This window comes from Streptomyces sp. BV286 (genome assembly GCF_019090165.1).
Taxonomy (GTDB): domain Bacteria; phylum Actinomycetota; class Actinomycetes; order Streptomycetales; family Streptomycetaceae; genus Streptomyces.
Genome location: NZ_JAHRIB010000103.1, coordinates 1 through 21,576, shown reverse-complemented (window position 1 = coordinate 21,576; position 21,576 = coordinate 1). Strand labels below are relative to the sequence as shown.

Sequence of the window (21,576 nt, the reverse complement as noted above, 5' to 3'; positions counted from 1 at the left end):
CCTGGCCCTCGTACTGACCGCCTTCGTCGTACGGCTGCTCCAGGTGCAGGCGGTCGACGCGAGCGAGTACACCGCCAAGGCCGAGGCGAACCGATACCTCAGCCGGACCCTGGCCGCCGAGCGCGGCGGGATCACCGACCGCAACGGCGTCGACCTGGCGATCAGCGTCGACGCCAACGACATCACGGCCGACCCAACGCTCTTCACGCACAAGGCGACGAAGATCGATGACGCCCCCGAACAGGCCGCGGCCCTGCTCGGTCCGATCCTCGGCAAGGACACCGACGACATCGCCGAAAGGCTCCGCACCAAGAACACCCGGTACGTCGTACTCGCCCGTCGCCAGACCCCCCAGGTCTGGACACAGATCAAGGACCTCAAGAGCACGCTCGCCGACAAGGCGGGTGAGGACGGGTCCGCGGTGAACGTCCTGGCGGGCGTCCTCCAGGAGCCCAGCAGCAAGCGGGTCTATCCGAACGGCGACCTCGGCGCCGGGATACTGGGCTGGGTCAACGCCGACGGCAAGGGCGGAGGCGGCATCGAGCAGCAGCTCAACGGGGAGCTGTCCGGCAAGGACGGCGAGATCCGCTACGCCCAGTCCGGCGGCCGGCAGGTGCCGACCGCGGGCTCCACCGAGAAGCCCGCCGTCGCCGGCTCCGAGGTCGAGCTGACGATCGACCGCGACATCCAGTGGGCCGCCCAGAACGCCATCACCGAGCAGGTGAAGGAGTCCAAGGCCGACCGCGGTTACGTCATAGTGCAGGACAACAGGACCGGCGAGATCCTCGCGATGGCCAACTCGCCCGGCTTCGACCCGAACGACCTGTCGAAGGCCGACGGGGGCGCCCTGCACAACTGGGGCCTCGAGGACGCCTACGAGCCGGGCTCGACCGCCAAGGTCATGTCGATGGCCGCCGTCCTGGAGGAGGGCGCCGCCACACCCGCCACGCACGTGACCGTGCCCAACCGGCTGCACCGCGGCGACCGGCTCTTCAAGGACGACATCGACCACCCGACCTGGTACCTGACGCTCAACGGCGTCCTCGCCAAGTCCAGCAACATCGGCACCATCCTGGCGACCGGCCAGCTCGGCAAGACGCAGAAGGAGGCCAACCAGGTCCTCTACTCCTACCTGCGCAGGTTCGGCATCGGCGGGTACACCGGGCTCGACTTCCCCGGCGAGACGAAGGGCATCCTCGCCCCCGCCGACCAGTGGTCGACCTCCCAGCAGTACACGATCCCGTTCGGCCAGGGCGTGTCCATCAACGCGATGCAGGCGGCCTCCGTCTACTCGACGATCGCCAACGGCGGCGTACGCGTCGAACCGACCCTCGTGCGCGGCACGAAGGGAGCCGACGGACGCTTCACCCCGGCCGCCAAGGCCAAGAAGACACGGGTCGTCAGCGAGAAGACCGCAAAGACCCTCGCCCACATGCTGGAGTCCGTCGTGGACGACGAGGAGGGCACGGGCACCAAGGCGCGCATTCCCGGCTACCGCGTCGCGGGCAAGACCGGCACGGCCAACCGTGTGGATCCGGCCACCGGCCGCTACCGCGGCTACACCTCCTCCTTCGCCGGGTTCGCGCCCGCGGACAAGCCCCGCGTCACCGTGTACTGCGCCATCCAGAACGCCACCAAGGGCAGCTATTTCGGCGGCCAGATCTGCGGGCCCGTCTACAAGGAGGTACTGGAGTTCGCACTGAAGACCCTCCAGGTGCCGCCCACCGGGGCCACGGCCGCCCGACTTCCCGTCACCTTCACGCCCTGACCGGCACCGATCACGCCCTCATCAGCACAGACCGGAACACCCCGTGCCACCGCCCGGAACACCGACCAGGAACCAGCTCGTGACAACGATCACTCCAGACCCCGGGAGCGAGGGCTCGCCGCCCGCCCCGCCACGCCCCTCGCTTCGCTCCGGCGGGGGTGTGCCCGGTACGCTCACCGCCGTGCCACACGCTGATCAGTCCCAAACCACCCAGAAGGGCGTTCCTGTGACATACCCGGGGCCGCCGCGACCGGTTCAGAACTCCGCCACACCCCTCGCGGAACTCGCCGGTCAGTTGGGCGCGAACCGCCCTGAAGGCGCCGCGGGCGCCGCCGAGGTCACGGGCATCACCCATGACTCGCGCGCCGTACGCCCGGGCGACATCTACGCCGCGCTGCCCGGCGCCCGGATGCACGGCGCCGACTTCGTGACACAGGCGGCCGGCCTCGGTGCCGTCGCCGTGCTGACCGACCCGACCGGGTCCGAGCGCGCCGCGGCCACCGGACTGCCCGTCCTCGTCGTGGACGCCCCGCGCGCGCGGATGGGCGAGCTGGCCGCCTCGATCTACGGTCACCCGGGCCGAGACCTGCTCCAGATCGGCATCACCGGAACGTCCGGGAAGACCACGACCGCGTACCTCGTCGAGGGCGGTCTCAGGGGCGTCCGCAGTACCGGCCTGATCGGCACGGTCGAGATGCGCATCGGTGACGAGCGCATCAAGTCGGAGCGCACCACCCCCGAGGCCACCGACCTCCAGGCGCTGTTCGCGGTCATGCGCGAACGCGGCGTGGAGGCGGTCGCCATGGAGGTCTCCAGCCACGCCCTGGTCCTCGGCCGGGTCGACGCCTGCGTCTTCGACATCGCGGTCTTCACCAACCTCAGCCCGGAACACATGGAGTTCCACTCCGACATGGAGGACTACTTCCGGGCCAAGGCGCAGTTGTTCACGCCGCAGCGCAGCAGGCTCGGCGTGGTCAACCTCGACGACGAGTACGGACGCAGGCTCGTCAAGGAGGCGGGCGTCCCCGTGGTGACGTTCTCCGCGGAGGGGCACCCGGACGCCGACTGGCGCGCCGACGAGGTCCGGGTCGGTCCGATGGACTCCGTCTTCGTCGCGATCGGACCCGAGGGCGAGCGGATCACCGCCAAGTCGCCGCTCGCGGGCCCCTTCAACGTGGCCAACACACTCGCCGCGATCGTCGCCCTCGCCGTCGCCGGGATCGACCCGCAGACCGCCGCGGACGGCATCGCCGCCGTACCGGGCGTGCCGGGCCGGCTGGAGCGCGTGGACGCCGGACAGCCGTACCTCGCGGTCGTCGACTACGCGCACAAGACGGACGCCGTGGAGTCCGTCCTGCGGGCCCTGCGCAAGGTCACCGAGGGCGAGCTGCACATCGTGCTCGGCTGCGGCGGCGACCGCGACAGGACCAAGCGCAAGCCCATGGGCGCCGCGGCGGCCCGGCTCGCCGACACCGCCGTACTGACATCGGACAACCCCCGCGGCGAGGACCCCCTCGCCATCCTCGCCACGATGCTCGCCGGCGCCGCCGAGGTGCCGGCGCACGAGCGCGGAGAGGTCCAGGTCTTCGAGGACCGGGCCGCCGCGATCGCCGCGGCCGTCGCCCGCGCACAACCGGGCGACACCGTGCTGATCGCGGGCAAGGGCCATGAACAGGGCCAGGACATCGCCGGAGTGATCCGTCCCTTCGACGACCGTCAGGTGCTCCGCGCAGCTATCCAGAAGACCCAGGGATGAACTTGTGATCGCCCTCTCTCTCGCCGAGATCGCCTCAGTCGTCGGCGGGCAGACGCACGACATACCGGATCCGTCGGTCCAGGTCACCGGACAGGTCGTCAGGGACTCCCGGGAAGTGGAGCCGGGCAGCCTCTTCGTCGCCTTCGCAGGTGAGCGCGTGGACGGTCACGACTTCGCCGCGGACGTCGTCGCGGCGGGCGCCGTGGCCGTCCTCGCCTCCCGGCCCGTCGGAGTGCCCGCGATCGTCGTGGAGGACGTCCAGAGCGCCCTCGGTGCCCTCGCGCGCCACGTCGTGGAGCGCCTCGGCGCGACCCTCGTGGCCCTCACCGGCTCCGCCGGCAAGACCAGCACCAAGGACCTGATCGCCCAGGTGCTCCGCAGCAAGGCACCGACGGTCTTCACACCCGGCTCCCTCAACAACGAGATCGGGCTGCCGCTCACCGCGCTCAGCGCCACCGAGGAGACGCGGTTCCTCGTCCTGGAGATGGGTGCCCGCGGGATCGGGCACATCCGCTATCTCGCGGACCTGACGCCTCCGAAGATCGGCCTCGTCCTCAACGTCGGCTCCGCCCACATCGGTGAGTTCGGCGGCCGCGAGCAGATCGCCCAGGCCAAGGGCGAGTTGGTGGAGAGCCTCCCCGAGAGCGGCGCGGCCGTCCTGAACGCCGACGATCCCCTCGTACGGGCCATGGCCTCGCGCACGAAGGCACGCGTGATCCTCTTCGGAGAGTCCGGCGAAGCGGACGTACGGGCCGAGAACGTGCGGCTCACCGGGAGCGGACAGCCCGCGTTCAGGCTCCACACACCCTCCGGGTGCAGCGAAGTGACCATGCGCCTGTACGGTGAGCACCACGTGTCGAACGCGCTCGCCGCCGCCGCCGTCGCCCATGAGCTGGGCATGTCCGCAGACGAGATCGCCACCGCGCTCTCCGAGGCGGGCACCCTCTCCCGCTGGCGGATGGAGGTCACCGAGCGCCCGGACGGCGTGACGGTCGTCAACGACGCCTACAACGCGAACCCCGAGTCCATGCGAGCCGCCCTGCGCGCGCTCGCGGCCATGGGCAAGGGGCGGCGGACCTGGGCGGTGCTCGGTCAGATGGCCGAGCTCGGGGACGAGGCGCTCGCCGAGCACGACGCGGTCGGACGGCTCGCCGTCCGGCTCAACGTCAGCAAGCTCGTCGCGGTCGGGGGCAGGGAAGCGTCCTGGCTGCAACTGGGCGCATATAACGAGGGTTCGTGGGGTGAGGAGTCGGTGCACGTGTCCGACGCACAGTCGGCGGTCGACCTGTTGCGCAGTCAGCTGCGCCCGGGAGACGTCGTACTCGTGAAGGCGTCCCGGTCGGTCGGGCTGGAGAGGGTCGCGCAGGCGCTGGTCCAGGGCACCGAGGGCGAGGTTGCCGTCTGATGATGAATCAGATCCTGTTCGCGGGAGTCATCGGCCTCTTCCTGACCCTCGTGGGCACCCCTCTGCTGATCAAGCTGCTGGCCCGCAAGGGCTACGGCCAGTACATCCGTGACGACGGCCCGCGCGAGCACCACGCCAAGCGCGGTACGCCGACCATGGGTGGCATCGCCTTCATCCTGGCCACGCTCCTCGCGTACTTCCTCAGCAAGGTGATCACCGGGAAGCCGCCGACGTTCTCCGGTCTGCTGGTGCTCGGCCTGATGGCCGGCATGGGCGTGGTCGGCTTCCTCGACGACTACATCAAGATCGTCAAGCGGCGTTCGCTCGGTCTGCGGGCCAAGGCGAAGATGGCCGGCCAGCTGATCGTCGGCATCACCTTCGCGGTCCTCGCGCTCCAGTTCGCGGACAACCGCAACAACACCCCGGCCTCCACCAGGCTCTCCTTCGTGCAGGACTTCGGCTGGTCCATCGGCCCGGTGCTGTTCGTCGTCTGGGCGCTGTTCATGATCCTCGCGATGTCCAACGGCGTGAACCTGACGGACGGTCTGGACGGCCTGGCCACCGGCGCGGCGACGATGGTGTTCGGCGCGTACACCTTCATCGGGGTCTGGCAGTTCCAGGAGTCCTGCGCCAACGCGCTGACCCTCACCAACCCCGCCGCCTGCTACGAGGTGCGAGATCCGCTCGACCTCGCGGTGGTCGCCGCAGCGCTCATGGGCTCCTGTTTCGGCTTCCTGTGGTGGAACACCTCGCCCGCCAAGATCTTCATGGGTGACACCGGTTCCCTGGCGCTCGGCGGAGCACTGGCCGGCCTCGCGATCTGCTCGCGCACCGAGCTGCTCGTCGCCCTGCTCGGCGGTCTCTTCGTCCTGATCACCATGTCGGTCGTCATCCAGGTCGGCTCGTTCCGCCTGACCGGCAAACGCGTCTTCCGGATGGCACCGCTCCAGCACCACTTCGAACTCAAGGGGTGGTCCGAAGTCCTTGTGGTGGTCCGCTTCTGGATCATCCAGGGCATGTGCGTCATCGTCGGACTCGGCCTCTTCTACGCGGGATGGGCAGCCAAGAAGTGACGACCGCCTCCGCCTGGCAGGGCAAGAACATCACCGTCGCCGGTCTCGGCGTGAGCGGCATCAGTGCCGCCCGCGCCCTGGCCGGCCTCGGCGCGTCGGTCACGGTCGTCGACGGGGGTGACTCCCCGGCACACCGGGAGCGGGCCGCCTCCCTTCGGGAGCAGGGGATCCCGGTGCGCCTCGCGGACGCCGAGACGCTGCCCGACGGCACCGACCTGGTGGTCACCTCGCCCGGCTGGAAGCCGGACAGCGCCCTCTTCCTGGCCGCCGCCGAGGCAGGCGTGGACGTCGTCGGCGACGTGGAGATCGCCTGGCGCCTGCGCGGCCTCGACGGCCGCAGGGCCGTGCCGTGGCTGGCTGTCACGGGCACCAACGGCAAGACCACCACGACGCGGATGCTCGCGTCGATCCTGGCCGCCGCGGGCCTTCGCACCGCGGCGGTGGGCAACATCGGCACGCCGATCGTCGACGTCGTGCTGGAGAACGACGAGGCGTACGCCGGCCTCGACGTCCTCGCCGTGGAACTGTCCAGCTACCAGCTGCACTGGGCGCCGTCCCTGCGCGCCCACTCGGCGGCCGTACTGAACCTCGCCCCCGACCACCTCGACTGGCACGGCTCCATGGAGGCGTACGCCGCCGACAAGGGCCGCGTGTACGAGGGCAATCGGGTCGCCTGCGTCTACAACGTGGCCGACAAGGCCACCGAGGACCTGGTGCGCGGTGCTGACGTCGAGGAGGGCTGCCGGGCCGTCGGCTTCACGCTCGGCACGCCGGGACCGTCCCAACTCGGGGTCGTGGACGGCATCCTGGTGGACCGCGCCTTCGTCGAGGACCGGCACAAGCAGGCCCAGGAGCTCGCCGAGATCGCGGACGTCGATCCGCCCGCCCCGCACAACATCGCCAACGCCCTTGCGGCGGCGGCCCTGGCCCGCGCCTTCGGAGTGCCCGCCACGGCCGTACGCGACGGACTGCGGGCCTTCCGCCCCGACGCCCACCGCATCGAGCACGTGGCCGACGTGGACGGCGTCGCCTACGTCGACGACTCCAAGGCCACCAACACGCATGCGGCGGAAGCCTCTTTGGCCGCCTACGAGTCGATCGTGTGGATCGCGGGGGGACTCGCCAAGGGCGCGACCTTCGACGAACTCGTCGTCAGGTCGGCGAAGCGACTGCGGGGCGTCGTCCTGTTCGGCGCGGACCGGGCCCTCATCCGCGAAGCCCTCACGCGACACGCCCCCGAGGTACCGGTGGTCGACCTCGACCGGACCGACACTGGGGCGATGCCCGCGGCGGTCCAGGAGGCGACACGGCTCGCCCGCGCCGGCGACACGGTGCTCCTGGCGCCGGCCTGTGCCTCCATGGACATGTTCGCCAACTACAACCAGCGCGGTGACATGTTCGCGGAAGCGGTCCGCGGACTCGGCGCCGCGGGCGCCTGACGGCAGGCCCTCGGCCGGCCCGGGCGCCCGGGATCCTTGGGAGCGACGCGTGACGCCATCGTGGTCGGTGTATCGGCGGCCTTCTGCCGGTGGCACGGCGCTGTGCCACCCCGTCCCCCGCACTGTGTCCGAGAGGCCCGGAGGCCCCCCAGCGGGACGCCCTCCCACAGCGAGGGGAGCCGGCCGTGCCCAGTAGCCGTACAGGGCGTCCTCCCGTCCAGCGGGCCCCCCGGCGGCCCGCCGGGCCCCGCCCACCCCGCGACAACCCCGTACGCCGTCTCTACGGCCGCGCACGGCGTGCCTGGGACCGGCCCCTGACCGCGTACTACCTGATCCTCGGCGGCAGCCTCCTGATCACCGTGCTCGGCCTGGTGATGGTGTACTCCGCGTCGCAGATCACCGCGCTCCAGCTCTCGCTGCCGGGTTCGTACTTCTTCCGCAAGCAGTTCCTCGCGGCTGTGCTCGGCGGCCTGTTGATGCTGGCCGCCTCCCGCATGCCGTCCAAGCTGCACCGGGCGCTGGCGTACCCGATGCTCCTCGGCTCGGTCTTCCTGATGATCCTCGTCCAGGTGCCGGGGATAGGAGTCGCGGTCAACGGCAACCAGAACTGGATCTCGGTCGGCGGCCCCTTCCAGCTCCAGCCCAGCGAGTTCGGCAAGCTCGCCCTCGTGCTCTGGGGCGCCGACCTGCTCGCCCGCAAGCAGGACCGGCGGCTGCTGACCCAGTGGAAGCACATGCTGGTGCCGCTCGTACCGGTGGCCTTCATGCTGCTCGGGCTGATCATGCTCGGCGGCGACATGGGCACCGCGATCATCCTCACCGCGATCCTGTTCGGGCTGCTGTGGCTCGCGGGGGCGCCGACCCGGCTGTTCGGCGGGGTGCTCGCCATCGCGGCGACCATCGGCGTGATCCTCATCAAAACGAGCCCCAACCGCATGGCCCGCCTCGCCTGCCTCGGCGCCACCGAACCGGGCCCCGGCGACTCGTGCTGGCAGGCCGTGCACGGCATCTACGCCCTCGCGTCCGGCGGGCTCTTCGGCTCCGGCCTCGGCGCGAGTGTGGAAAAATGGGGTCAACTGCCCGAAGCGCACACCGACTTCATCTTCGCCATCACCGGGGAGGAACTGGGCCTCGCGGGGACGCTGTCGGTCCTCGCTCTCTTCGCGGCTCTAGGCTATGCGGGTATCCGCGTGGCCGGACGCACGGAGGACCCCTTCGTGAGGTACGCCGCGGGAGGTGTGACCACGTGGATCACGGCCCAGGCCGTGATCAACATCGGTGCGGTGCTCGGCCTGCTGCCGATCGCCGGGGTCCCGCTCCCGCTGTTCTCCTACGGGGGCTCCGCCCTGTTGCCGACCATGTTCGCCATCGGGCTCCTCATCGCCTTCGCGCGGGAGGATCCCGCTGCGCGGGCGGCGCTCGCGATGCGGCAACCCCGCTTTGGCAGAAAGCGGGCTGCGGTGAGAGGCTCCGCGGGTCGGGAGCCTCGGAAGTGGAACACGATGAGACGGCGTGCCTCGGCGCGTTCGTCCGGAGAGCGGTGAATTTCGGTGCATGTCGTACTCGCCGGTGGGGGGACCGCCGGCCACATCGAGCCCGCGCTCGCCCTCGCGGACGCCCTGCGCAGGCAGGACCCCACCGTGGGAATCACGGCCCTGGGCACGGAGCGCGGACTCGAGACCCGACTCGTACCAGAGCGGGGGTATGAGCTCGGGCTCATCCCCGCGGTACCGCTGCCGCGCAAGCCGACCCCCGAGCTGATCACCGTCCCCGGACGGCTGCGCGGCACGATCAAGGCGGCCGAGCAGATCCTGGAGCGCACCAAGGCGGACGCGGTCGTCGGCTTCGGTGGCTACGTCGCCCTCCCCGGTTACCTCGCGGCCAAGCGCCTCGGCGTCCCGATCATCGTCCACGAGGCCAACGCCCGGCCGGGACTCGCGAACAAGATCGGCTCGCGGTACGCGGCCCAGGTCGCCGTCTCCACCCCGGACAGCAAGCTCCGCGGCGCCCGCTACATCGGCATCCCGCTGCGCCGCTCGATCGCCACGCTCGACCGGGCTGCGATGCGCCCGCAGGCCCGTGCCGCGTTCGGGCTCGACCCCTCCCTGCCGACGCTGCTGGTCTCCGGCGGCTCGCAGGGCGCACGCCGCCTCAACGAGGTGGTCCAGCAGGCCGCTCCGTACCTCCAGCAGGCCGGGATCCAGATCCTGCACGCGGTCGGCCCGAAGAACGAACTGCCGCAGGTCCACCAGATGCCGGGGATGCCCCCGTACATCCCGGTACCGTACGTGGACCGCATGGACCTCGCGTACGCCGCGGCCGACATGATGCTCTGCCGTGCGGGCGCGATGACCGTGGCCGAACTCTCCGCCGTCGGGCTCCCCGCCGTCTACGTCCCGCTGCCCATCGGCAACGGCGAACAGCGGCTCAACGCCCAGCCGGTGGTCAAGGCCGGCGGTGGACTGCTGATCGACGACGCGGAACTGACGCCGCAGTGGGTCCAGGGCAACGTCCTGCCCGTGCTCGCCGATCCGCACCGGCTGTTCGAGATGTCCCGCGCCGCCTCCGAGTTCGGCCGCCGGGACGCCGACGACCTGCTCGTCGGGATGGTGTACGAGGCGATCGCGTCACGCCGCTAGCGCGTGGCAGAAGGCAGGGGAGCGTGGCCGGACCGACCACCGCCGAACGCGGCGAACGGCAAGACCGGCAAGGACGGCAGGAATCGACCTCCGGCCCGCCCCGGCCACCCCTCCTCAAGAGGCTGCCGGGGCCTCGTACGCTCATCATTTCGGCCGTTTGTCTGGCTCTGCTCGCCGCGGGCGGCATCTGGCTGCTCTATGGCTCGCAGTGGACCCGCGTGGAGCGCGTATCGGCCTCGGGGACGCGGGTGCTGACGCCCGATCAGGTCGTCGAGGCGGCCGATGTCCGGGTCGGATCGCCTTTGATTTCCGTCGACACCGATGAGATCGAGGCGCGACTGCTCCGGAAATTGCCCCGAATTGACTCGGTTGACGTCACCCGTTCCTGGCCCCATGGAATCGGGCTGAAAGTGGTCGAACGTATCCCGGTCCTCATTGCCGAAAACACCGGAAAGGGGGGCAAGTATGTCGAAGTGGACGCCAAGGGCGTGCGATACGCGACGGTTTCACGCCCCCCGCAGGGTGTACCCGCACTGGAATTGACCGTGTCCGGGTCCGCGAGCCTGCGCCGCTTCGGCTCCGACCGGCTGATGCGTGAGGCGGTGCTCGTCGCCCGGTCACTTCCGGCCGCGGTCGCGCGCGCCACCCGGGTCGTCAAGGTCCGTTCGTACGACTCCATCTCGCTGGAGTTGAGCGGTGGCCGCACCGTCGCATGGGGAAGTGGCGAGAAGGGCCGCGCCAAGGCGCATACGCTCACGGCTCTCATGAAAGCCTCTCCCGAGGCGCGGCACTTCGATGTCAGCGTTCCCACCGCGCCTGCGTCATCAGGGAGTTGACGCACATCCGCGCAGGCCAGAACCCTGGTTGGGCAACGCTACGGCTGATCACATAGGGTGAAAAGAAAAACGGGAGGTTCGGCGTGTTCGTTGAACGTGCGCCACTTGTCGACTTAGTGTCCTGTTCGGAAGAGTCCAAGGAACAGACACACTGGTAACCCTAAACTTCAGCGTTAGGGTTCGGGTCGGCGTTCGGACCGTCCCATTCGGCATCAGTCGTCGGATCGCGGATACCCGCGAGGCGGCGACACGTAACTCGAGGCGAGAGGCCTTCGACGTGGCAGCACCGCAGAACTACCTCGCAGTCATCAAAGTCATCGGTGTCGGCGGCGGTGGTGTCAATGCCATCAACCGGATGATCGAGGTCGGTCTCAAGGGTGTCGAGTTCATCGCCATCAACACCGACGCCCAGGCGCTGTTGATGAGCGACGCCGACGTCAAGCTCGACGTCGGCCGCGAACTCACCCGCGGACTCGGCGCCGGAGCCAACCCGGCCGTCGGCCGCAAGGCCGCGGAGGACCACCGCGAGGAGATCGAGGAGGTCCTCAAGGGGGCCGACATGGTCTTCGTGACCGCCGGCGAGGGCGGTGGCACCGGTACCGGTGGCGCCCCCGTGGTGGCCAACATCGCCCGGTCGCTCGGCGCACTCACCATCGGCGTGGTCACCCGCCCGTTCACCTTCGAGGGCCGGCGCCGCGCCAACCAGGCCGAGGACGGCATCGCGGAACTCCGCGAAGAGGTCGACACCCTCATCGTCATCCCGAACGACCGGCTGCTGTCCATCTCGGACCGCCAGGTCTCGGTCCTCGACGCCTTCAAGTCGGCGGACCAGGTCCTGCTCTCCGGTGTTCAGGGCATCACCGACCTCATCACCACACCCGGTCTGATCAACCTCGACTTCGCCGACGTCAAGTCCGTGATGTCCGAGGCCGGTTCGGCCCTCATGGGCATCGGCTCGGCCCGCGGCGACGACCGCGCGGTGGCCGCCGCGGAGATGGCGATCTCCTCGCCGCTCCTGGAGGCGTCCATCGACGGGGCCCGGGGCGTACTGCTCTCGATCTCCGGCGGCTCGGACCTCGGTCTCTTCGAGATCAACGAGGCGGCCCAGCTGGTGAGCGAGGCCGCGCACCCCGAGGCCAACATCATCTTCGGCGCCGTCATCGACGACGCGCTCGGCGACGAGGTCAGGGTCACCGTCATCGCGGCGGGCTTCGACGGCGGGCAGCCCCCGTCCAAGCGGGACACCGTGCTCGGTTCGTCCTCCGCCAAGCGCGACGAGCCCACTCCGGCGCGTTCCAACGACAGCCGACCCTCCTTCGGCTCCCTCGGCAGCGTCACGCCGAAGGAGACGCCGGAGCCCGCCCCGGAGCCGGCGAGCAGCGAACTGCCGCCGGTCTCCCCGCCGGTACCGCCGTCGCGGACCTACTCCGACAGCGCGGCGGAGGAGCTGGACGTGCCGGACTTCCTCAAGTGATAGGACGGCGCTCCGGAACGAGCACCGTGAGCGGCGCGCACTTCGCCTTCACCGACCGGTGGGGCGGGGTGAGCGCCGTTCCGTACGAGGAGCTCAATCTCGGCGGAGCGGTCGGCGACGACCCCGAAGCCGTATGGACCAATCGCGAACTGGCGGCCAAGGCGCTCGGGCTGGACCCGGCGCGGGTCGTCTGGATGAACCAGGTCCACGGACGCGACGTGGCCGTGGTCGACGAGCCCTGGGGAGAGCGCCCGGTGCCGCCGGTCGACGCCGTCGTCACCGCACGCCGGGGCCTCGCCCTCGCCGTGCTCACCGCGGACTGCACGCCCGTGCTGCTCGCGGACCCCGTCGCCGGGATCGCGGCCGCCGCCCACGCGGGTCGGCCGGGCATGGTCGCGGGGGTGGTGCCCGCCGCCGTCGAGGCCATGGTGGAGCTCGGCGCCGAACCGGCCCGGATCGTCGCCCGCACCGGCCCCGCCGTCTGCGGCCGGTGCTACGAAGTGCCGGAGGCGATGCGGACCGAGGTCGCGGCCGCCGAACCCGCGGCGTACGCCGAGACCACGTGGGGCACGCCGGCGGTCGACGTGACCGCGGGGGTGCACGCCCAGCTGGAGAGGCTCGGAGTGCGTGACCGGGAGCAGTCGCCGGTCTGCACGATCGAGTCGGACGACCACTTCTCGTACCGCCGCGACCGCACCACCGGTCGGCTCGCGGGCTATGTGTGGCTGGACTGATCGGACATGACGGACCGTAGGGCCGAACTCGCCGCGAACCTGGCGAAGGTGGAGGAACGCATCGCCGCGGCGTGCGTGGCCGCCGGGCGCAAGCGCGAAGAGGTGACCCTGATCGTGGTCACCAAGACCTACCCGGCCGAGGATGTGCGGATCCTGTCGGAACTCGGTGTCCGGCATGTCGCCGAGAACCGTGACCAGGATGCGGCGCCCAAGGCCGAAGCCTGTTCCGATCTGCCCCTTTCCTGGCACTTCGTGGGCCAGTTGCAGACGAACAAGGTGCGTTCCGTGGTCGGTTACGCGGGAATCGTGCAGTCCGTCGACCGGGCGCGGCTCGTCACCGCCCTGTCGAAGGAGGCGGAGCGGTCGGAGCGCGAAGTGGGCTGCCTCATCCAGGTCGCGCTCGACGCCGAGGAGGGTGGACGGGGCGAGCGCGGTGGTGTAGGGCCGGACGGCGTCGAGGAGTTGGGCGGCCTCGTCGCACGGGCTCCGGGGCTGCGGCTCGACGGACTGATGACCGTCGCCCCGCTCACCGGCCCGTACGCGGGGCGTGAACTGGCGGCGTTCGGGCGGCTGATGGATTTGTCGACTGACCTGCGCCGCGCTCATCCGGCTGCGAACATGGTCTCGGCAGGGATGAGTGCGGACCTCGAGCAAGCAGTGGCGGCCGGAGCGACACATGTACGCGTCGGCACTGCGGTACTCGGCGTCCGCCCCAGGCTCGGGTAACGTCGCCAAGAAGTCGGACCACAGCAGAAAATATGGTCATTACCGCCGATCGGCGGGCATACGACCTCGTGGATCGCGGGCACTTGGCAACAGTCAGCCGATCCACCACAGAGCGGAGGACTCAGAGCATGGCCGGCGCGATGCGCAAGATGGCGGTCTACCTCGGCCTCGTGGAGGACGATGGGTACGACGGCAGGGGCTTCGACCCCGATGACGACTTCGAGCCCGAACTCGATCCGGAGCCCGAGCGGGACCGCCGGCGGCATGAGCCGCCGCATCAGTCGCACCAGTCACATCAGTCCCAAAGGGACGAATCGGTACGAGTGGTGCAACCGTCGGTCCAGCGTGATCCCGTGCCCCATTCCGCTTCGCTGTCCGCGGAATCCGGGCGTCCGGCGCGAATCGCCCCCGTGGCGTCCATCACACAAGAACGTCAAAGCCTGGAGAAGAACGCACCGGTGATCATGCCCAAGGTCGTGTCGGAACGAGAGCCGTACAGGATCACCACGCTGCACCCCCGGACCTACAACGAGGCCCGTACCATCGGGGAACACTTCCGTGAGGGCACCCCGGTGATCATGAATCTGACTGAGATGGATGACACAGACGCGAAGCGACTTGTCGACTTTGCGGCCGGTTTGGTGTTTGGTCTTCACGGCAGCATCGAGCGGGTGACGCAGAAGGTGTTCCTGTTGTCGCCTGCTAACGTCGATGTCACGGCGGAGGACAAGGCTCGCATCGCAGAGGGCGGGTTCTTCAACCAGAGCTGAGACGCAGGACCGGACAAGCACGGAAACAGGGGAGAGGGACGCACGGATCATGAGCGTGGTTGCGCAGGTTCTCTACGTCGCGCTGATGTGTTTCCTCATCGTGCTGATCTTCCGGTTGGTCATGGACTATGTCTTCCAGTTCGCCCGCTCATGGCAACCCGGCAAGGCGATGGTGGTCGTTCTGGAGGCCACCTACACTGTCACTGATCCACCGCTCAAGCTTCTGCGGCGGTTCATTCCGCCGCTACGTCTCGGGGGCGTGGCGCTCGACCTGTCCTTCTTCGTACTGATGATCATCGTCTACATCCTGATCTCCGTTGTGAGCCGGCTGTGAACGATACGGTCTTGCCGAACGCCGACGATGCCGACGACTACGTTGAGGTGAAGAGATGCCGTTGACCCCCGAGGACGTGCGGAACAAGCAGTTCACGACCGTCCGCCTCCGAGAAGGCTATGACGAGGACGAGGTCGATGCCTTCCTCGATGAGGTCGAAGCCGAACTGACCCGCCTGCTCCGCGAGAACGAGGACCTGCGCGCCAAGCTGGCTGCCGCCACACGCGCCGCCGCGCAGAACCAGCAACAGGGCATGCGCAAGCCGCCCGAACAGGACCAGCAGCAACAGCAGGGCCCGCCACAGGGCATGCGTGGTCCCGGTGCTCCCGTACCCGCCGGCATATCGGGCCCGCCGCAGCAGCAGATGGGTGGTCCCATGGGCGGCCCGCCCCAGCTGCCGAGCGGTGCGCCGCAGCTGCCCGCCGGCCCCAGCGGCCAGGGCGGCCAGCAGGGTCCCGGCCCGATGGGTCAGGGCCCCATGGGCCAGGGACCGATGGGTCAGGGCCCCGGTCAGATGCAGGGTCAGATGCAGCAGCAGCAGATGCAGCAGCAGATGGGCGGCCCGATGGGCGGTCCCATGGGTGGCCCCATGGGCGGTCACGGACCGCAGATGGGTCAGCCCGGTCAGGGCCCCGGTGGCGACAGCGCCGCCCGTGTCCTCTCGCTGGCCCAGCAGACCGCCGACCAGGCGATCGCCGAGGCCCGTTCCGAGGCCAACAAGATCGTCGGAGAGGCCCGTAGCCGCGCCGAGGGCCTGGAGCGCGATGCCCGCGCCAAGGCCGACGCCCTGGAGCGGGACGCGCAGGAGAAGCACCGCGTCGCGATGGGCTCCCTGGAGTCCGCCCGCGCCACGCTGGAGCGCAAGGTCGAGGACCTGCGCGGCTTCGAGCGCGAGTACCGCACGCGTCTGAAGTCCTACCTGGAGTCCCAGCTGCGTCAGCTGGAGACCCAGGCCGACGACTCGCTGGCTCCGCCGCGTACACCGGCGACCGCCTCGCTCCCCTCGTCGCCCAGCCCGTCCATGGCTCCGGCCGGGGCGAGCGCGCCGTCCTACGGTGGCAACCAGATGGGCGGCCCCGGCCCCGCGGCTCCGTCCTACGGCGGCCAGCAGCAGATGTCGCCGGCCATGACCCAGCCGATGGCGCCGGTCCGGCCGCAGGGCCCGTCGCCCATGCAGCAGGCGCCCTCGCCGATGCGTGGCTTCCTGATCGACGAGGACGACAACTGACGGCCTCCGGTACGCCTTAGGCGTCGGCAGCGTTCAGGGCGGAGCCCCCGGAATCCCGGGGGCTCCGCCCTTTTGTCGTGTCCGGAGGGAGACCCGGGGGTGCCGGCCGGAGAGGCTCCTGCTGTACGTGTTCGGGTACGGGTGCACCTGTGCGCGGGTACGCAACGCCGAAGGCCCGGGTCCGCCGAGAATCTCGGCGGACCCGGGCCTTCGAACGGGCTGCGGCGACCTGGCCGCGCCCTTCCCCGCTTCTCGCTACGCCTTGCGCAGGCGGAACGTCAGCGACAGGGACTCGTCCGTGAACGGGGAGCCGTAGCTGTCGTCCGCCTCGCCCTGCCCGAAGTCGGTGGCGAGCACCTCGTCGGCGATCAGCGCGGAGTGCTCGGTGAGCGCCGCGACGACCTTCGGGTCCGTGGACGTCCAGCGCAGGGCGATCCGGTCGGCCACGTCGAGGCCGCTGTTCTTGCGGGCCTCCTGGATGAGGCGGATCGCGTCACGGGCGAGGCCTGCCTGGCGCAGCTCCTCGGTGAGCTCCAGGTCGAGGGCGACCGTCGCACCGGAGTCCGACGCGACGGACCAGCCCTCGCGCGGGGTCTCCGTGATGATCACCTCGTCCGGGGCGAGCGTCACGGTCTCACCGTCGACCTCCACCGAGGCCGTGCCCTCGCGCAGCGCCAGCGACAGCGCGGCCGCGTCCGCCTCGGCGACGGCCTTCGCCACCGCCTGGACGCCCTTGCCGAACCGCTTGCCCAGTGCCCGGAAGTTGGCCTTGGCCGTCGTGTCGACGAGCGAGCCGCCCACGTCCGCGAGAGACGCGAGCGAGCTCACGTTCAGCTCCTCCGTGATCTGCGCGTGCAGTTCGGGGTCGAGGGAGGTGAAGCCGGTCGCGGCGACCAGCGCGCGGGACAGCGGCTGACGCGTCTTGACACCCGACTCCGCGCGCGTGGCACGGCCGAGCTCCACGAGACGGCGTACCAGCACCATCTGCTTCGACAGCTCCGGGTCGATGACGGACAGGTCCGCCTCCGGCCAGGACGTCAGGTGTACGGACTCGGGGGCTCCCTCGGTCACGGGCACCACCAGGTCCTGCCAGACCCGCTCGGTGATGAACGGGGTCAGCGGGGCCATCAGGCGCGTGACCGTCTCGACGACCTCGTGCAGGGTGCGCAGCGCCGCCTTGTCGCCCTGCCAGAAGCGGCGACGGGAGCGGCGTACGTACCAGTTGGACAGGTCGTCGACGAAGGCGGAGAGCAGCTTGCCGGCGCGCTGGGTGTCGTACGCCTCCAGAGCCTGCGTCACCTGGTCGGTGAGCGCGTGGAGTTCGGACAGGAGCCAGCGGTCGAGGACCGGGCGGTCCGCGGGGGCCGGATCGGCGTCGCTGGGTGCCCAGTTGGCCGTGCGCGCGTACAGGGCCTGGAAGGCGACCGTGTTCCAGTACGTGAGGAGCGTCTTGCGGACGACCTCCTGGATGGTGCCGTGGCCGACGCGGCGGGCCGCCCAGGGGGAGCCGCCGGCCGCCATGAACCAGCGGACGGCGTCCGCGCCGTGCTGGTCCATCAGCGGGATCGGCTGCAGGGTGTTGCCCAGGTGCTTGGACATCTTGCGGCCGTCCTCGGCGAGGATGTGGCCCAGGCACACGACGTTCTCGTACGAGGACTTGTCGAAGACCAGGGTGCCAATGGCCATGAGGGTGTAGAACCAGCCGCGCGTCTGGTCGATGGCCTCCGAGATGAACTGGGCCGGGTAGCGGCTCTCGAAGAGCTCCTTGTTCTTGTGCGGGTAGCCCCACTGCGCGAACGGCATCGAACCCGAGTCGTACCAGGCGTCGATGACCTCCGGCACGCGCGTGGCCGTCTTTTCGCACTGGGGGCAGGCGAAGGTGACGTCGTCGATGAACGGGCGGTGCGGGTCGAGCTCCGACTGGTCGCTGCCGGTCAGCGTGGTGAGCTCGGCGCGGGAGCCGACGACGGTGAGGTGGTCGTCCTCGCAGCGCCAGATCGGCAGCGGGGTGCCCCAGTAGCGGTTGCGGGACAGGGCCCAGTCGATGTTGTTGTTCAGCCAGTCGCCGTAGCGGCCGTTCTTGACCGAGTCCGGGAACCAGTTGGTCTTCTCGTTCTCCTGGAGGAGACGGTCCTTGATGGCTGTGGTGCGGATGTACCAGGACGGCTGCGCGTAGTAGAGGAGCGCGGTGTGGCAGCGCCAGCAGTGCGGGTAGCTGTGCTCGTACGGGATGTGCTTGAAGAGCAGGCCGCGGCTTTGGAGGTCCTCCGTGAGCTTTTCGTCGGCCTTCTTGAAGAAGACACCGCCCACGAGGGGAACGTCCTCCTCGAAGGTGCCGTCGGGGCGCACGGGGTTCACGACCGGCAGGCCGTACTCGCGGCAGACCTTGAGGTCGTCCTCACCGAAGGCGGGGGACTGGTGGACCAGACCCGTGCCGTCCTCGGTGGTCACGTACTCGGCGTTGACCACGTAATGGGCCTCGGCCGGGAACTCGACGAGCTCGAACGGCCGCTGGTACGTCCAGCGCTCCATCTCGGCGCCGGTGAAGGACCGGCCGGTGACCTCCCAGCCCTCACCGAGGGCCTTCTCGACGAGCGGCTCGGCGACGACGAGCTTCTCGTCACCGGACGGGCTCGTCGCGACCACGTAGGTGACCTCGGGGTGGGCGGCGACCGCGGTGTTCGACACGAGCGTCCACGGGGTCGTCGTCCACACCAGGAGCGCTGCCTCGCCCGCGAGCGGACCGGAGGTGAGCGGGAAGCGGACGAACACCGAGGGGTCGACGACCGTCTCGTAGCCCTGCGCCAGCTCGTGGTCCGACAGGCCGGTGCCGCAGCGCGGGCACCAGGGGGCGACGCGGTGGTCCTGGACCAGCAGGCCCTTGTTGAAGATCTCCTTGAGCGACCACCAGACCGACTCGATGTACTCCGGGTCCATGGTCCGGTAGGGGTCGTTGAGGTCGGCCCAGTAACCCATGCGGGTCGTGAGCTCCTCGAAGGCGTCGGTGTGACGGGTCACGGACTCGCGGCACCTGGCGTTGAACTCGGCGATGCCGTACGCCTCGATGTCCTTCTTGCCCGTGAAGCCGAGCTCCTTCTCGACCGCCAGCTCCACCGGGAGGCCGTGGCAGTCCCAGCCGGCCTTGCGGGCCACGTGGTAGCCGCGCATGGTGCGAAAGCGCGGGAAGACGTCCTTGAAGACGCGCGCCTCGATGTGGTGGGCGCCGGGCATGCCGTTGGCCGTGGGCGGGCCTTCGTAGAACACCCACTCCGGGCGGCCCTCGGACTGCTCCAGGGTCTTGGCGAAGATCTTCTGCTCACGCCAGAAGTCGAGCACCGCGTGCTCGAGGGCGGGCAGGTCGACCTGGGCCGGGACCTGGCGGTACTGCGGCTGTGTACTCGGCTGCGTGTTCAACGAGCTTCCTCCGGCGGACTTTCTGCCTTCCGTCCGGAGGGACGAGAGCTGTGCTGTCACCTACGCCGTGTGCGGCGCGCTCCCGCGGTACCACCCTCCTTGGCCCTCCGCCGCCGCATACGCGCCGGTGAGCCCCCTCATTGGGGTCGCGATGCCGGGTCTACCGGCCGCGGCTGGCTCGCTGCGGCTTTCTTCCGGCGGCTCCGGGGTGATCTTCGCTGCGCGCTCGCCCCCGGGCTCACACCGTCCCCGGGTCGCTCTTGGCCGCGTACGCCGCTACTCGTCCCCATCCACGCTTCTCGCTCCGCCCAGTGTACGGCGCTCGGCGGACAGCGGCAGACCGGTTTTGCGGGGTCCGCGGGAGCGGGGCGGACGGTGCGGGGGAGGGGCGCACTGAGCCGAATGCCGAGGCGCCGGTGTTCGCATTCTGGGACGGTCCCCTCGGCGGGTTACCGGGCGGGGAGCTGGGCAAAACGCTTGCAGACTCGTCGTGCGGTACGCGCGGGGCGGGCGGATCGGGCGGCGTGCCCCGTTGCCGCGGGACTCAAGTCGATTTATCGTCCCAGCACGATTCGCGTGCAAGGTCACAGAATGTGAAGGGGCCGCGGCCATGGTGGCGAAAAAGACCGCCGTACAGCAGTCGGCGTCCGGCAGATCCATGGGCGCGGCCGGTGGCTCCGAGGCAGCGGCCAAGGACGTCGGCGGCAAGAAGAGCGCGGCCGGGAAACCGGCCGCCGCGAAGAAGCCTCCCGTCCAGCCGGCCGACGGGACAGCCGCCCGGAAGAGAGCTCGTACCAAGACGACCACCACGAAGTCGACCGTCACGAAAACGGCCTCTACGAAGAGGGCCGCCACCGGATCGGCCTCTACGAAGACGGCCTCCACGAAAACGCCTGCCACCAAGTCGGCCACGGGGAAGGTGACCTCCACGAAGACGGCCTCTGCCGAGAAGGCGGCCTCCGGTGGGAAGGCGGCCTCCGCGAAGAAGGCCGTCGGCGGGGCGGCGGCCGTGCGGAGAGCGGGTACGAAGGCCGGGTCCGCGAAGGCGGCCGGCGCCGAGTCCGTACCGGAGGAGGAGACCGCCGCCCCGGTGAAGCGGGCGGCTCGCAAGGCAGCCGCCAAGAAGAGTGCCTCGGTGCAGGGTGCCGCCGCCGAGGGGGCGGAGGGCTCCGGCACGGCGTCCTCCAGGAGTGCGGGCCGAAAAGGCACACGTACGGCCAAGAAGGCGGTCGCTTCCGCGGCCGAGGGAGCGGCGGAGGCCGCCGAGACGACGGGAGCCACGACGGTGGTTGCGAAGAAGACCTCTGGTACGGCCGCTGCGGCGGGCAAGGCCACCGCGGTTCCCAAGGCGCGGGTGGCCGCGGCGGAACCGGGCGAGCTCGCGGTACGCCCCGGTGAGGACCCGTGGACCCCTCAGGAAGCCACGGAGGCACGTGAGGAACTGCTCTCCGAGGCGCTCCGGCTGCGGGCCGAGATCACGCACACCGAGGAGTCCCTGGTGGGCCTGATGCGCGACTCCGGGGACGGCGCGGGCGACGACCAGGCGGACACCGGCACCAAGAACATCACGCGTGAGAGCGAGATGGCGCTCGCGGCCAACGCCCGGGAGATGCTGGAGCAGACCGAGCGCGCCCTGGAGCGGCTGGACGCGGGCACCTACGGCCTCTGCGAGATCTGCGGCAACGCCATCGGCAAGGCCCGCATGCAGGCCTTCCCGCGCGCCACCCTGTGCGTCGAGTGCAAGCAGAAGCAGGAGCGCCGCTACTGACCGGTCACCGACCGACGGCCCCCCGCCCGGCGGGCCTCCTGAGCACATGGCCGCGGCGGCCCGTGCCGTACTCTCGTCCTCAGTCAGGCACCTAGGTTGAGGGACTCACGTGGCAGAGGCGGAGCGCATCATCGGTACGCCGGATACCCCGGGCGCGGCGGGGGCCGACCCGGAGCAGCCCGACAGGAGCGCGGCGCCGGGCGAGGGCCCGG

At 70.1% G+C, this 21,576-nt stretch carries 16 protein-coding genes and 1 pseudogene; 16 read left to right on the top strand and 1 reads right to left on the bottom strand.

What is annotated here, in order from left to right:
• The first annotated feature begins 1 nt into the window (after window position 1).
• The 14 genes from KUF83_RS14350 (at window position 2) to KUF83_RS14285 (ending at window position 16,182) form a co-directional block, all read left to right on the top strand.
• On the top strand, window positions 2-1,768 hold the full coding sequence (locus tag KUF83_RS14350; protein ID WP_217455068.1) for a penicillin-binding protein 2: 1,767 nt from the start codon (window positions 2-4) through the stop codon (window positions 1,766-1,768).
• A gap of 79 nt (window positions 1,769-1,847) precedes the next feature.
• Complete coding sequence (locus KUF83_RS14345; protein ID WP_217455067.1) at window positions 1,848-3,524, top strand: UDP-N-acetylmuramoyl-L-alanyl-D-glutamate--2,6-diaminopimelate ligase; 1,677 nt, start codon at window positions 1,848-1,850, stop codon at window positions 3,522-3,524.
• A 4-nt stretch (window positions 3,525-3,528) separates the two neighbouring features.
• Window positions 3,529-4,929, top strand: a complete 1,401-nt coding sequence (murF, locus tag KUF83_RS14340) for a UDP-N-acetylmuramoyl-tripeptide--D-alanyl-D-alanine ligase (protein ID WP_217455066.1) — start codon at window positions 3,529-3,531, stop codon at window positions 4,927-4,929.
• Window positions 4,929-6,002: a phospho-N-acetylmuramoyl-pentapeptide-transferase gene (gene mraY, locus KUF83_RS14335; RefSeq protein ID WP_217455065.1), complete on the top strand. Its 1,074-nt coding sequence runs from the start codon at window positions 4,929-4,931 to the stop codon at window positions 6,000-6,002. Before murF ends, mraY begins: the two co-directional genes overlap by 1 nt.
• Window positions 5,984-7,441 (top strand): UDP-N-acetylmuramoyl-L-alanine--D-glutamate ligase, encoded by a 1,458-nt coding sequence (gene murD, locus KUF83_RS14330; RefSeq protein ID WP_217455064.1) that lies wholly within the window; start codon window positions 5,984-5,986, stop codon window positions 7,439-7,441. Before mraY ends, murD begins: the two co-directional genes overlap by 19 nt.
• A gap of 185 nt (window positions 7,442-7,626) precedes the next feature.
• Complete coding sequence (gene ftsW / locus KUF83_RS14325; RefSeq protein ID WP_217455063.1) at window positions 7,627-8,985, top strand: putative lipid II flippase FtsW; 1,359 nt, start codon at window positions 7,627-7,629, stop codon at window positions 8,983-8,985.
• 6 nt (window positions 8,986-8,991) lie between these two features.
• The gene (gene murG, locus KUF83_RS14320; RefSeq protein WP_217455062.1) at window positions 8,992-10,080 is read left to right on the top strand and encodes an undecaprenyldiphospho-muramoylpentapeptide beta-N-acetylglucosaminyltransferase; all 1,089 of its coding nucleotides are present in this window, start codon (window positions 8,992-8,994) and stop codon (window positions 10,078-10,080) included.
• 23 nt (window positions 10,081-10,103) lie between these two features.
• The gene (locus KUF83_RS14315; protein ID WP_217455061.1) at window positions 10,104-10,916 is read left to right on the top strand and encodes an FtsQ-type POTRA domain-containing protein; all 813 of its coding nucleotides are present in this window, start codon (window positions 10,104-10,106) and stop codon (window positions 10,914-10,916) included.
• A gap of 277 nt (window positions 10,917-11,193) precedes the next feature.
• Window positions 11,194-12,390 carry a cell division protein FtsZ gene (gene ftsZ / locus KUF83_RS14310; protein ID WP_217455060.1) on the top strand — a complete coding sequence of 399 codons (1,197 nt, stop codon included), beginning with the start codon at window positions 11,194-11,196 and terminating at the stop codon, window positions 12,388-12,390.
• A 26-nt stretch (window positions 12,391-12,416) separates the two neighbouring features.
• Window positions 12,417-13,124, top strand: a complete 708-nt coding sequence (pgeF, locus tag KUF83_RS14305) for a peptidoglycan editing factor PgeF (protein ID WP_374106060.1) — start codon at window positions 12,417-12,419, stop codon at window positions 13,122-13,124.
• 6 nt (window positions 13,125-13,130) lie between these two features.
• Window positions 13,131-13,850 (top strand): YggS family pyridoxal phosphate-dependent enzyme, encoded by a 720-nt coding sequence (locus KUF83_RS14300; protein WP_217455058.1) that lies wholly within the window; start codon window positions 13,131-13,133, stop codon window positions 13,848-13,850.
• Between the two features lie 128 nt (window positions 13,851-13,978).
• Complete coding sequence (locus KUF83_RS14295) at window positions 13,979-14,620, top strand: cell division protein SepF (RefSeq protein WP_217455057.1); 642 nt, start codon at window positions 13,979-13,981, stop codon at window positions 14,618-14,620.
• A 49-nt stretch (window positions 14,621-14,669) separates the two neighbouring features.
• Window positions 14,670-14,954, top strand: a complete 285-nt coding sequence (locus tag KUF83_RS14290; protein ID WP_055612103.1) for a YggT family protein — start codon at window positions 14,670-14,672, stop codon at window positions 14,952-14,954.
• A gap of 55 nt (window positions 14,955-15,009) precedes the next feature.
• Window positions 15,010-16,182 (top strand): DivIVA domain-containing protein, encoded by a 1,173-nt coding sequence (locus KUF83_RS14285; protein WP_217455056.1) that lies wholly within the window; start codon window positions 15,010-15,012, stop codon window positions 16,180-16,182.
• Between the two features lie 255 nt (window positions 16,183-16,437).
• Here the strand turns inward: KUF83_RS14285 and ileS are convergent, their stop codons facing one another.
• Entirely contained in the window at window positions 16,438-19,596 is a 3,159-nt protein-coding gene (gene ileS, locus KUF83_RS14280) for an isoleucine--tRNA ligase (RefSeq protein ID WP_217455055.1), read from the bottom strand.
• A 610-nt stretch (window positions 19,597-20,206) separates the two neighbouring features.
• Between ileS and KUF83_RS14275 the strand changes: the two genes are divergently transcribed.
• Together KUF83_RS14275 and KUF83_RS42790 are read left to right on the top strand one after the other, a co-directional pair.
• Window positions 20,207-21,364, top strand: a complete 1,158-nt coding sequence (locus KUF83_RS14275) for a TraR/DksA family transcriptional regulator (protein ID WP_217455054.1) — start codon at window positions 20,207-20,209, stop codon at window positions 21,362-21,364.
• 109 nt (window positions 21,365-21,473) lie between these two features.
• Window positions 21,474-21,576, top strand: a pseudogene (locus KUF83_RS42790) (signal peptidase II); the annotation flags it as partial.

Excerpts from the sequence above, each read along its gene's own strand:
- mraY (WP_217455065.1), top strand. The coding sequence starts at position 4,929 with ATGATGAATCAGATCCTGTTCGCGGGAGTCATCGGCCTCTTCCTGACC.
- murD (WP_217455064.1), top strand. The coding sequence starts at position 5,984 with ATGGGCAGCCAAGAAGTGACGACCGCCTCCGCCTGGCAGGGCAAGAAC.
- KUF83_RS14300 (WP_217455058.1), top strand. The coding sequence starts at position 13,131 with ATGACGGACCGTAGGGCCGAACTCGCCGCGAACCTGGCGAAGGTGGAG.
- KUF83_RS14295 (WP_217455057.1), top strand. The coding sequence starts at position 13,979 with ATGGCCGGCGCGATGCGCAAGATGGCGGTCTACCTCGGCCTCGTGGAG.
- KUF83_RS14290 (WP_055612103.1), top strand. The coding sequence starts at position 14,670 with ATGAGCGTGGTTGCGCAGGTTCTCTACGTCGCGCTGATGTGTTTCCTC.
- KUF83_RS14285 (WP_217455056.1), top strand. The coding sequence starts at position 15,010 with ATGCCGTTGACCCCCGAGGACGTGCGGAACAAGCAGTTCACGACCGTC.
- KUF83_RS14275 (WP_217455054.1), top strand. The coding sequence starts at position 20,207 with ATGGTGGCGAAAAAGACCGCCGTACAGCAGTCGGCGTCCGGCAGATCC.